This window comes from Variovorax sp. 3319 (assembly GCF_031456585.1).
Classification (GTDB): Bacteria; Pseudomonadota; Gammaproteobacteria; order Burkholderiales; family Burkholderiaceae_C; genus Variovorax; species Variovorax paradoxus_P.
Map to the genome: position 1 here is coordinate 221,271 of NZ_JAVDUZ010000006.1, position 12,221 is coordinate 233,491.

A 12,221-nucleotide genomic window follows, 5' to 3' on the forward strand; every position below is an offset into this window, starting at 1 on the left:
ACACCTTCGATGCCCGCTCAGACCGCCGCACCCGCCCCCGCGCGAGGTGGCCGCGTGTCCCGGCTGTCGCAGCTGACCGTGCCTTCCATGCCGCAATCGGTGGCCTCCACCGCTGCCAAGTCTTCTTTCTCGCAGGCGCCCTCCAACGCGCTGGTGCCGCCCCCTCCCGTCGCGGTCAAGAAAGACCCCAAGCTCGCCAACAACTGGAAAGCCAAGTCGGCTGCCGAGTTGACCGACGCCGAGGTCATCGCCATGCCCGACTCCGAGTACATGAACGAAAAGCAGATGGCGTTCTTCCGCCTGAAGCTGGTCGAGCTCAAGCGCGGCATTCTCGAAAACGCCGGTGAAACCACCGAGCACCTGCGCGAAGACACCGTGGTGGTGCCCGATCCGGCCGACCGCGCCACCATCGAGGAAGAACACGCACTCGAGCTGCGCACGCGCGACCGCGAGCGCAAGCTGCTCAAGAAGATCGAGCAGTCGATCCAGCGCATCGATGCCGGCGACTACGGCTACTGCGACGAAACCGGCGAACCCATCGGCGTCGGCCGCCTGCTGGCTCGCCCCACGGCCACGCTGTCGCTTGAAGCGCAGCAGCGCCGCGAACTCAAGCAGAAGATGTTCGGGGACTAAGCACAGAGCCAAGGCCAAAAGATCCAAGCTCGCGTCGAAATTCCTGTAGATGGCTAAGGAAGAAACGGGCCGCCTCCTGTCGAAGGTGGCGAAGTTCGTCCGCAATCCCCTGAAGGATTGGTCGGAGCTGAATGCGGCCGCCGATTCAACGCTCCCTGACCAGGCTTACAGCCGGGAAATGCTCAAGGAGATGATCGAGCGCCGCCAGCGCAACGACTTTGTGCGCCGGCGCGAGTTCGACATGCTCCGCAAGCTCCGGCAACGCGAAGCGGCCGCTCATGCGTTCGAAGGAACGGTCACGCCGTCGTCCTTCAACATGAACACCACCACGGAAAAGTCCGAGGGACGCGCACTCACGCTCAAGAAGATCGACGAGATCGAGGAGCAGATGTCGCAGCAGTGGTGGAAGGGCCGCGGCCCCAATGGCGAGGTGCTGGCCAATGCGCCGCCTGAAGCCGGCGCCGAGACCCTGCCCCCGCCCATGGACGAAGCCGAGGTAGCCAGCTTGCTCGCGGCGCCTACTTTTGGGGCGGCGCCAGCCACGGCTGCAGAAGCTGCCGCTGCGGCTCCTGCGCCCGCTGCGGCTCCGCTTGCGGCAAGCCCCGGGGTCGACGACACCTCGTTGCTGACGGCCCGGCTTGCGCGCGACAGCGCGCTGGAAGAGGCCGTGATCCGATTTGCGGATGGCGACGACACCGGCGCCGAAGCCATTCTTCTGCAGGCCCTGGCCTCCGAGAGTGCCGGCGCCGAGGGCGACCATGCCGCCGCCGAGCGCGACGAGACGCGATGGCGCGCATTGTTCGACCTGTACCGCGCCACCGGCGACGCCACCCGCTTTGCCGCCGCTCGCATGCGCTATGCGCAGCGCATGAAGCGCATGGGCCCCGACTGGGTGCCGCTCGACGAACTGGCGCGCGACGTGCAGGCAGTGGCCGCCAGCGAGTTCGCCGAGTTGGCTCCGACGAGTGCCGACTGGGTGTGCCCCGCGCGCCTGTCGCGCGACGGGTTGGTCAATCTCACGCGTGCGTTGTCGCAGGCCGGCGCCATCTGGACGCTCGATTGGCGCGCCCTGGCCGCCGTCGAGGCCGATGCCGCCTCGCCACTGCGCGTGCTGTTCACCCATTGGGCCAATTCGCCGGTCAAGCTGCGTTTCATTGGTTCGGCAAAGCTGCTTGCGGTGCTGGCCGAGGCAACGCCCAACAACGAGCGCAGCACCGAAGACGTCTGGTGGCAACTGCACCTGGCAACGCTGCGCATGATGAACCAGCCGGACGACTTCGAGCTGGTGGCGCTCAACTACTGCATTACCTACGAGGTTTCGCCGCCGGCCTGGCAAGACCCGAATGGCGAATGCACCACCATCGAGGCACCGGAGACGGGCCGGTCGGGGGCGGGCTCCGTGTGGTCGCTGCTGTCCGTCAACGGCGAATCCAGTTTTCCTTCGACCGACAGCGGCTTTGCCGCGCTCGCCGGCGACCTTCGCGGCGAGGCGCATTCGAGCCTCCAGCGGCTGGATGTCGACCTGCGCAACACCACCGCCCCGGTCATTTCATGTGCGGCGCTGCTGCGCATGGACCTTGCCGCAGCCGGCACGCTGCTGAGCTGGGTGCGCGCACGCGACGCCCAGGGCGAGCGGGTCCAGTTTGTGGACGCCCACCGCCTGATTGCGGCGCTTTTCGACCTGGTTGGCATTGCCGACCACGCCACGGTAGCGGTTCGTAAGAACTAACTTCCGTCGCGCGACTTGCACGCGCGCGGGGTTGCATTGCCTTGGGGCGTCCCCAGATGGCTTCGATGGAACAGTTTCACGGCACCACCATCGTGAGCGTGCGCCGCAAGACCCCCCAGGGCGACCAAGTCGCCATTGGCGGGGACGGGCAGGTCACTCTCGGCAATATCGTCATCAAGGGCACGGCGCGCAAAGTGCGGCGGCTCTATCACGGCAAGGTGCTGGCTGGCTTTGCCGGCGCCACCGCCGACGCCTTCACGCTCTTCGAGCGTTTCGAGGCCAAGCTTGAAAAGCACCAGGGCCACCTGACCCGCGCCGCGGTCGAACTCACCAAAGACTGGCGCACCGACCGGGTGCTGCGCAAGCTCGAGGCCATGCTGGCCGTGGCCGATGCCACCACCTCTCTCATCATTACTGGCAACGGCGACGTGCTGGAGCCCGAAGACGGCGTGATTGCCATCGGCTCGGGCGGCGCATATGCCCAGTCGGCTGCCAAGGCGCTGATCGACAACACCGATCTCACGGCTGAGCAAATTGTGCGCAAATCGCTGGCGATAGCTGGGGAAATCTGCATTTACACGAACATGAACCACACGGTGGAAGCGCTCTGACCATGTCCATGACCCCCCAGGAAATCGTCTCCGAGCTGGACAACCACATCGTCGGACAGCCGGCCGCCAAGCGCGCCGTGGCCATTGCGCTGCGCAACCGCTGGCGCCGCCAGCAGGTCGAAGAAAAGCTTCGCACCGAGATCACGCCGAAGAACATTCTCATGATCGGTCCCACGGGTGTGGGCAAGACCGAAATTGCACGCCGCCTTGCACGGCTGGCCGACGCGCCTTTCATCAAGGTCGAGGCGACCAAGTTCACCGAGGTGGGCTATGTGGGCAAGGACGTCGATTCGATCATTCGAGACCTGGCCGAAATTGCCGTCAAGCAAACTCGGGAGGCCGAAAGCGCCAAGGTGCGCGCCCGTGCCGAAGACGCCGCGGAGGACCGCATCCTCGATGTGTTGCTGCCACCCGCACGCGTTGCCGATGGCGCTACCCCGGCGCTGGACGGCCCCAACCCCACCCGGCAGGCCTTTCGCAAGAAGCTGCGCGAACACCAGTTGGACGACAAGGAGATCGAACTCGATCTTGCCGAGACTCGCGCCCCGCTCGAGATCATGGGCCCCGCGGGCATGGAGGAAATGACCGAGCAACTGCGCGGCATGTTCGGCCAGCTCGGTGGAGGCAAGCGCAAGACCCGCAAGCTCAAGATCGCCGAGGCCATGCGCCTCTTGATCGACGAAGAGGCGGCCAAGCTGGTGAACGAAGACGAAATTCGCGCCCAGGCCATCACCAACGCCGAGCAGAACGGCATCGTCTTCATCGACGAGATAGACAAGGTCGCCACGCGCAGCGAAGCCCAGGGCTCCGACGTGTCGCGCCAGGGCGTGCAGCGCGACCTGCTGCCATTGGTCGAGGGCACGGCCGTCACCACCAAGTACGGCGTGGTGCGCACCGACCATATGCTTTTCATTGCGAGCGGCGCCTTTCACCTGAGCAAGCCGAGCGACTTGATTCCCGAGCTGCAGGGGCGCTTTCCGATTCGCGTCGAGCTGCAATCGCTCTCGGTGGCGGACTTCGAAAGCATCCTCACGCAAACGCGCGCATCGCTGGTCAAGCAGTACCAGGCGCTGCTTGCCACCGAAGGCGTCACGCTCGACTTCACGCCCGAAGGAGTCAACCGCCTTGCGGCCATTGCCTTCGAAGTGAACGAGCGCACCGAGAACATCGGTGCACGCCGTTTGTCGACCGTGATGGAACGCCTGCTCGATGAGGTAAGCTTCGACGCCACGCGCATCGAGGGACAGACCATCCGCATAGATGCCGCCTACGTCGACGAGCGCCTTGCGGCACTAAGTCACGACGAAGACCTTTCGCGCTTCATCCTCTGAACGCCGCTTTGCAGCCCCTGTTACGGGGCTGCGCTTCACGCACTACATTCATTGCGTGAGCTAAGTGCTTCTTTTTCAACGAAATTCGCCGGTTTCCAGCTTTGGAAATCGGCGCTAAGTCGTTGATTCCATTACAAAAAATACCACCAACGACCAGTTGCGCGTGAAGTGTTTCCTGCTACAGTGCAAAAAAGTGCAGTTAAGTGGGAAAAAGTGCGGATGGTGCCTCTTTCGGGTGCCGCGGCATTCCCAACACAAAGGTCCTGGTCGTGTTTCAAGGCGCTTCATCGCTCAGTCTCGATGCCAAGGGGCGGCTCTCCGTGCCGACCCGGCATCGTGACGTCCTGAGCGCGACGGCGAACGGCCAGCTCACCATCACCAAGCATCCGCACGGATGCCTCATGGTGTTCCCGCGGCCCGAGTGGGAGAAATTTCGCGAGCGCATCGCCGCACTGCCAATGTCGGCGCAGTGGTGGAAGCGCGTATTTCTTGGCAACGCAATGGACGTCGAGATGGACGGCACCGGCCGCATCCTCGTGTCGCCCGAACTGCGCGCGGCCACCGGCATCACGCGTGAAACGCTGCTGTTGGGCATGGGCAACCATTTCGAACTCTGGGACAAGGCCACGTACGAGGCCAAGGAGGCCGAGGCCACCCAGGGCGAGATGCCCGATGTGTTTCAGGACTTCGCGTTCTGAGGGCTTGTGTGAACACTCCATGGATTCATACAACCGTCTTGCTGAACGAAGCGGTGGAAGCCCTTCTTTCCGGCAGCATGGCGGCGACCGGCACCTACGTGGACGCAACGTTCGGACGTGGAGGGCACTCGCGTGCGATTCTCGCGAGGCTGGCACCGGAAGGCAGGCTGATCGCATTCGACAAGGATGCGGAAGCAGTGGCCGAAGCAGCGCGCATCTCGGATGCGCGTTTTTCCATCCGGCACCAGGGATTCCGTTCGCTGGGTGAGTTGCCCGACGCCAGCGTGGCGGGTGTGCTGATGGACCTGGGCGTGAGTTCGCCGCAAATCGACAACCCGATGCGCGGTTTCAGTTTTCGTTTCGACGGCCCGCTCGACATGCGCATGGATACCACGCGCGGCGAGAGCGTGGCCGAATGGCTGGCAACAGCCGAACTTCAGCAGATTGCAGAGGTGATCCGTGACTATGGCGAAGAACGGTTTGCTGTTCAGATTGCAAAGGCGATTGTTGCTCGCAGACAAGAACGGGGCGCAATTTCAACCACCACCGAATTGGCCGAGCTCGTGGCTGGCACGGTCAAAACCCGCGAGCAGGGCCAGAACCCTGCAACGCGCACATTTCAGGCTTTTCGGATTTTCATCAACGCCGAGCTTGAAGAGCTGCAACAGGCGCTAGAGGCGAGCCTTTCGGTGCTGCAGCCCGGCGGGCGGCTCGCGGTGATCAGCTTCCACTCGCTGGAAGACCGCATCGTGAAGCAGTTCATCGCCAAGCACTCCAAGGAGGTGTACGACCGCCGTGCGCCCTTTGCGGCGCCCAAGGTCATGAAGCTCAATGCGCTCGAGCGCATCAAGCCTTCGGCCGAGGAGGTCAGCGGCAATCCGCGCTCGCGCAGCGCCATTCTGCGTGTGGCCGAACGCACAGGGGCAGCATGACGCGGCTCAACCTGCTCCTTCTGATGGCCGTCATTTCGACGGCGCTGTACCTCGTGCACACGCAGTACCTGTCGCGCCAGCTGTACACCGAACTCGACCGCACCCAGCAGGAGGCGCGGCGCCTCGAGCTCGACCACGATCGCCTGCAGGTCGAAAAGCGCGCCCAGGCCACGCCGTTGCGCGTGGAAAAGCTCGCGAAAGAGCAGCTGCAGATGCGCACCACGACGCCGGCCATCACGCAATACGTGCGGCCTGACGGCACCGTGATTCCGGCCGTGGTGGCCCCGCCGCCCGCGCCGCCGGCCGGTCCGGCGCCTAAGCCTGTGGCGAGGGCCCAGCGATGAGCCGCCGCAGCGTTCGCTACACCACCAGCCCCTTGCTCGCGAGCAAGACGCCGGTCTGGCGCAGCAAGTTCATCGTGGCCGGCATTGCGCTCGGCTTTGTCATGCTGGCAGGCCGGGCTGCGTACGTGCAGGTCTTCAACAACAGCTTCTTCCAGCGGCAGGGCGAAGTGCGCTTTGCGCGCACGCTGGAGCTGCCGGCAAACCGCGGGCGCATTCTTGACCGCAACGGGCTCATCCTGGCCTCCAGCGTGGTGGCGCCGAGCATCTGGGCCATTCCGGAAGACATCGAGCGCGACGACCCCGAGGTGCGCGCCAAGCTCAAGCAGGTGGCCAAGCTGCTCGAAATGCCGCAGAAAGACTTCGACAAGAAGCTCGAGGACGAAGACAAGACCTTCGTCTGGATCAAGCGGCAGGTCGATGAACCCATTGCCAAGCAGATTGCTGCGCTCAACCTCAAGGGCATCTACCAGCGCAAGGAATACAAGCGCCAATATCCCGAGGGCGAGGCTGCCGCTCACGTGGTGGGCTTCACCAACGTCGAAGACAACGGGCAAGAAGGCATCGAGCTTTCCTTCAACAAGGAACTGGCCGGCAAGGCCGGCTCGCGCCGCGTCATCAAGGACCGCCTGGGCCGCGTGGTCGAGGGCGTGGGCGAGCAGGTGCCGCCGGTCGACGGCAAGGACATCCAGCTGAGCGTCGACAGCAAGGTGCAGTTCTTTGCCTATCAAAAGCTGCGCGACGCCGTAACCGCGCGCAAGGCCAAGGCGGGCAGCGTGGTGGTGCTCGACGCAGTAACCGGCGAAGTGCTGGCGCTTGCCAACTACCCTAGCTATGTGCCCGACAAGCGGCAGAACCTGACCGGCGAGCAGCTGCGCAACCGCGCGCTCACCGACACCTTCGAGCCCGGCTCGACCATGAAGCCGATCACCGTGGCCATGGCCCTGGAAGCCGGCCGCGTGAAGCCGTCCACGCTCATCGAGACCTCGCCGGGCCGCTACCAGATGGGCGGCTTCACCATCAGCGACACGCACAACTACGGCACGCTCACTGTCGAAGGCGTCATCCAGAAGTCGAGCAACGTCGGTGCGCTGAAGATCGCGCAGAAGATGTCACCGCACGAAATGTGGGACACCTACACCGCGCTCGGCTACGGCCAGAAGCCGCAGATCCAGTTTCCCGGCGCGGTGACCGGGCGCCTGCGCCCCTGGAAGACCTGGAAGCCGGTCGAGCAGGCGACTATGGCCTACGGCTACGGCCTGTCTGCATCGCTGTTTCAAATGGCGCATTCATACACAGCGTTTGCGCACGACGGCGCGATCATTCCGGTCACCATCCTCAAGAACACCGAGTCGCCCGTGGGCGTGCGGGTGTTCTCACCGTCGAACGCACTGGCGGTGCGCAAGATGCTGCAGATGGCTGCGGGGCCGGGCGGCACGGGAACGCGCGCGCAAACCATCGGCTATTCGGTCGGCGGCAAGTCGGGCACGGCGCACAAGCAGGTTGGCAAAGGTTACGCAAGCAACAAATATCGGGCGTGGTTCACCGGCATGGCGCCAATTGAAAAGCCGCGAATCATCGTCGGCGTAATGATCGACGAGCCGAGCGACGGCCAGTACTTCGGCGGCGTGGCCGCCGCGCCTGTTTTCAGCGAAGTCGTGCAGCAGACCCTGCGCATGATGAACGTTCCGCCCGACCTTGCCGTCAAACCCCTGGTGGTGACGCAAGGCGTCGACGAGAGCTTCTGAGCATGCTGACACTCACATCCCCCCAACTCGCCGCGCTCTGGCTCCAGGAGCGCGTGCAGGGTGCGCTGCATGCGGACAGCCGGCCGGTCGGCGCCGGCGACGGCTTCATTGCATGGCCCGGTGCAGCAACCGACGGGCGCAAGCACGTGGCGGCCGCATTGGCGCAGGGCGCTGCAGCCTGCCTGGTCGAACACGACGGCGTCGAAGCTTTCGGCTTCGACAGCGGCGAATTCAGCGACCGCATCGCTAGCTACCCGGGGCTCAAGGCGGCCACGGGCCCCATTGCCTCGGCGTTCTACGGCAACCCTTCGGCCGCGCTCGAATTACTGGCCGTTACCGGCACCAACGGCAAGACCTCCACTGCCTGGTGGCTCGCCGAAGCGCTTTCGACCTTGACCGTGCCCGGCGGCGTTCGCACCTTGCGGCTCGACGGCAGCGCCGAGCGCTGTGTGCCGTCGCCCTGCGCGGTCATGGGTACGCTGGGCATTGGCGTGCCGCCGGAGCTCACCTACACCGGTCTTACCACGCCAGACCCGGTCATGATGCAGCGCGAACTGCGCGCCCTGGTCGAACGCGGCTTCGGTGCTTGCGCCGTCGAGGCTTCGTCGATCGGCATTGCCGAACGGCGGCTCGACGGCGCGCGCATTGCGGTGGCCGTGTTCACCAATTTCACGCAGGACCACCTCGACTACCACGGCAGCATGGAGGCCTACTGGCAAGCCAAGGCCGAGCTGTTCCGCTGGCCCGCACTGCGCGCAGCGGTGATCAACATCGACGACGTGCATGGCGCCAGCTTGTGCGCAAACCTGATCGAAGCGGGCGTAGGCGCGCTCGACGTGTGGACTGTTTCTGCCGCCGGCGCACCGGCGCGCCTGATGGCGCGCGACGTCGGCTACGACGCGCAGGGGCTGCAGTTCTCGGTGGCCGAACACGGCACCGATTCGGTCGAACGCATTTCGACCGGGCTGATCGGCCAGTACAACGTGGCCAACCTGCTGGGCGTGCTGGGCACGCTGCGCGCGCTCGGCCTTACGCTGGCGCAGGCCGTGGCGGCATGCGCCAATCTTGGCAGCGTGCCGGGGCGCATGGAGCGCGTGAGCGCCGGTGCAGGCGCGCCGCTGGCGGTGGTCGACTACGCCCACACGCCGGACGCGCTCGACAAGGCCCTGGCCGGCTTGCGACCGCTCGCACAGCAGCGCGGCGGCGCGCTGTGGTGCCTGTTCGGCTGCGGCGGAGACCGAGATCCGATCAAGCGCCCGATGATGGCGGCAGTGGCCGAACGCCAGGCCGACCACGTGATCGTGACCAGCGATAACCCGCGCAGCGAGAACCCCGACGCGATCATCAGCCAGGTGCTGCTCGGCTTGTCGCGCCCGGAGGCTGCGCAAGTGCAGCCCGACCGCGCGGCCGCCATTGCCGACGCCATTGCGCAGGCAGCGCCGCAAGACGTGGTGCTCATCGCCGGCAAGGGCCATGAAGCCTGGCAGGAAATTGCCGGCCAGCGCATTCCGTTTTCCGACCGGGCTCACGCGCAGGATGCGCTGGCCAAGCGAGGTGCCGCATGAGCGAGCCGATGATGCTTACGCTGGGCCAGGCGCAGCAATGGATTCCGGGTGCGCGACTGGTGGGCGACGCCAGAACCACCATTTCCCGCGTCCACACCGACACCCGCACGCTGTCCGCGGGCGACTTGTTCGTGGCGCTCAAGGGCGAGCGCTTCGATGCCAACGAGTTCCTGGCCGATGCCAAGGCGCAAGGCGCCGTCGCTGCGCTTGCGCACCATGGGCTGGAGGCTGCAGGCCTTGCCGGCCTCGAAGTGCCGGATTCGCTTGCGGCGCTGGGCGCGCTGGGCGCTCGCTGGCGCGCGCAGTTCGATTTGCCGCTGATCGCCGTGACCGGCAGCAACGGCAAGACCACGGTCACGCAAATGATCGCGGCCATCCTGGTTGCCTTCAGGGCGGATCGCGCATTGGCGACGGCCGGCAACTTTAACAACGAAATCGGCGTGCCGCTCACGTTGCTGCGGCTGCGTGCCAAGCACCAGCTCGCGGTGGTCGAGCTTGGCATGAACCATCCGGGCGAAATTGCACGCCTCGCAGCCATTGCACGCCCGACGATTGCACTGGTCAACAACGCCCAGCGCGAGCACCTCGAGTTCATGGCCACGGTCGATGCGGTGGCGCGCGAGAACGGCGCGGTGTTTTCCTTCTTGCCCGAGGGCGGCACCGCGGTGTTTCCCCACGGCGACGAGTTCACGCCGCTGTGGAACGGCATGGCGCACGACGGTGCGCCGCGCCGCTGCATGACCTTCGGCGAGCAGCCGGACGCCGACATTTCGCTGGTGGGTGCCGAATGGCAGCAGGGCGCGTGGCAGGTGCATGTGCGCACGCCGCTTGGCAACTTCGATGCACGCCTGCACATTGCGGGCCGGCACAACGTGGTCAATGCGCTTGCTGCCACCGCCTGTGCGCTTGCGGCCGGTGTTCCGCTGCAAGCCATAGCGGCGGGTCTCACAAGCTTCCAGCCGGTGAAGGGCCGCTCCAAGGCAAGCGAGGTCGTGCTGCCCGGCGGGCACCCGATCACGCTCGTTGACGACAGCTACAACGCCAACCCCGATTCCGTGCGCGCCGCCATCGACGTGCTTGCCGCATTGCCGGGCCCGCGCCTGCTGGTGCTCGGCGACATGGGCGAGGTGGGCAACCGCGCGGCCGAATTCCATGCCGAAGTCGGCGACTGGGCGCGGCAGCGCGGTATCGAGACCGTGTACGCGCTGGGCGCAGAAACCGCGCACAGTATTGCCGCGTTCGGCGGTGCAAGCAGCGGCGAGCACGGCAATGACGGCCGGCACTTCGAAGGAATCGACGCGCTCAACGCTGCGGTGCTGGCGCGTTTGCCGCAGGTCGGCAGCGTGCTGGTCAAGGGCTCGCGCTTCATGAAGATGGAGCGGGTGGTGCAGGCCATCGAGCAATCACAACAACAAAAGGAGGCCGGTCATGACGCATGAGCCGAGCAAGACAACATGCTGATGAGCCTGGCCCAGTGGCTGCAAACACTTTCGCCCGAGTTCGGGTTCTTGCGCGTTTTTCAGTACCTCACGTTCCGTGCGCTGATGGCTTCGCTGACTGCCCTGGTGGTCGGCCTGGTCGCCGGCCCCTATGTGATTCGTCGCCTCGCGGCCTTGAAGATCGGCCAGCCGGTGCGCGGCTATGGAATGGAAACGCACCTGACCAAGAGCGGCACGCCGACCATGGGCGGTGTGCTGGTGCTGTTCGCCATCGCCTTTGCCACGCTGCTGTGGTTCGACCTGTCGAACCGTTTTGTCTGGATCGTCCTGTGGGTGACCATGGGCTTCGGCGCCATCGGCTGGGTAGACGACTGGCGCAAAGTGGTGCGCAAAGACCCGGAAGGCATGCGCTCGCGCGAGAAGTATTTCTGGCAGTCGGTGGTCGGCCTGATTGCGGGCTTCTACCTTCTGTTCAGCATTTCGGAAAGCTCCAACTGGCGCGTGCTGCAACTGTTCTTTGCCTGGGTGCAGTCGGGCTTCGACCTCGACTTTCCGCCAAAGATCAACCTGCTGGTGCCGTTCTTCAAGGAGGTGAGCTATCCGCTGGGCGGCATCGGCTTTGTGGTGCTGACGTACCTGGTGATCGTGGGCGCGAGCAATGCCGTCAACCTGACCGATGGCCTGGACGGCCTGGCGATCATGCCGGTGGTGATGGTGGGCTCTGCGCTGGGCGTGTTCGCCTACGTCACGGGCAGCGCCGTGTACTCCAAGTACCTGCTGTTCCCCAACATTCCGGGCTCGGGCGAACTGCTGGTGTTCTGCTCGGCAATGGCCGGTGCGGGCCTTGCGTTTCTCTGGTTCAACACCCATCCGGCACAGGTCTTCATGGGCGACGTGGGCGCGCTCGCGCTCGGCGGCGCGCTGGGCACCATCGCGGTCATCGTGCGCCAGGAGATCGTGTTCTTCATCATGGGCGGCATCTTCGTGGTCGAGGCGATCTCGGTGATGGCGCAGGTCATGTACTTCAAGTACACCAAGAAGCGCTACGGCGAAGGCCGCCGCGTGCTCAAGATGGCGCCGCTGCACCACCACTTCGAGAAAAGCGGCTGGCGCGAGACGCAGGTCGTGGTGCGCTTCTGGATCATCACGATGCTGCTGTGCCTCGTGGGTCTTTCAACGCTGAAGCTGCGGTAA

At 65.1% G+C, this 12,221-nt stretch carries 11 protein-coding genes; all 11 read left to right on the forward strand.

Annotation, left to right across the window (positions count from 1 at the left end):
• Positions 1-9 precede the first annotated feature (9 nt).
• The 11 genes from dksA (at position 10) to mraY (ending at position 12,221) form a co-directional block, all read left to right on the forward strand.
• Entirely contained in the window at positions 10-633 is a 624-nt protein-coding gene (gene dksA, locus J2X67_RS14390; RefSeq protein ID WP_012746056.1) for an RNA polymerase-binding protein DksA, read from the forward strand.
• Between the two features lie 49 nt (positions 634-682).
• On the forward strand, positions 683-2,362 hold the full coding sequence (locus J2X67_RS14395) for an STAS domain-containing protein (protein ID WP_309953976.1): 1,680 nt from the start codon (positions 683-685) through the stop codon (positions 2,360-2,362).
• Positions 2,363-2,427: 65 nt separating this feature from the next.
• Complete coding sequence (gene hslV / locus J2X67_RS14400; protein WP_026283873.1) at positions 2,428-2,973, forward strand: ATP-dependent protease subunit HslV; 546 nt, start codon at positions 2,428-2,430, stop codon at positions 2,971-2,973.
• Between the two features lie 2 nt (positions 2,974-2,975).
• Complete coding sequence (gene hslU / locus J2X67_RS14405; protein WP_309953977.1) at positions 2,976-4,304, forward strand: ATP-dependent protease ATPase subunit HslU; 1,329 nt, start codon at positions 2,976-2,978, stop codon at positions 4,302-4,304.
• 269 nt (positions 4,305-4,573) lie between these two features.
• Positions 4,574-5,002 carry a division/cell wall cluster transcriptional repressor MraZ gene (gene mraZ, locus J2X67_RS14410; RefSeq protein ID WP_126747920.1) on the forward strand — a complete coding sequence of 143 codons (429 nt, stop codon included), beginning with the start codon at positions 4,574-4,576 and terminating at the stop codon, positions 5,000-5,002.
• A gap of 8 nt (positions 5,003-5,010) precedes the next feature.
• Positions 5,011-5,934 (forward strand): 16S rRNA (cytosine(1402)-N(4))-methyltransferase RsmH, encoded by a 924-nt coding sequence (rsmH, locus tag J2X67_RS14415; protein ID WP_309953978.1) that lies wholly within the window; start codon positions 5,011-5,013, stop codon positions 5,932-5,934.
• Positions 5,931-6,278, forward strand: a complete 348-nt coding sequence (gene ftsL, locus J2X67_RS14420; protein WP_309953979.1) for a cell division protein FtsL — start codon at positions 5,931-5,933, stop codon at positions 6,276-6,278. The genes rsmH and ftsL overlap by 4 nt, the downstream gene beginning before the upstream one ends.
• Entirely contained in the window at positions 6,275-8,023 is a 1,749-nt protein-coding gene (locus J2X67_RS14425) for a penicillin-binding protein 2 (RefSeq protein WP_309953980.1), read from the forward strand. The genes ftsL and J2X67_RS14425 overlap by 4 nt, the downstream gene beginning before the upstream one ends.
• Positions 8,024-8,025: 2 nt before the next feature.
• Positions 8,026-9,588: a UDP-N-acetylmuramoyl-L-alanyl-D-glutamate--2,6-diaminopimelate ligase gene (locus J2X67_RS14430; protein WP_309953981.1), complete on the forward strand. Its 1,563-nt coding sequence runs from the start codon at positions 8,026-8,028 to the stop codon at positions 9,586-9,588.
• Positions 9,585-11,027, forward strand: a complete 1,443-nt coding sequence (gene murF, locus J2X67_RS14435; protein ID WP_309953982.1) for a UDP-N-acetylmuramoyl-tripeptide--D-alanyl-D-alanine ligase — start codon at positions 9,585-9,587, stop codon at positions 11,025-11,027. The genes J2X67_RS14430 and murF overlap by 4 nt, the downstream gene beginning before the upstream one ends.
• 15 nt (positions 11,028-11,042) lie before the next feature.
• Positions 11,043-12,221 (forward strand): phospho-N-acetylmuramoyl-pentapeptide-transferase, encoded by a 1,179-nt coding sequence (mraY, locus tag J2X67_RS14440; protein ID WP_126747925.1) that lies wholly within the window; start codon positions 11,043-11,045, stop codon positions 12,219-12,221.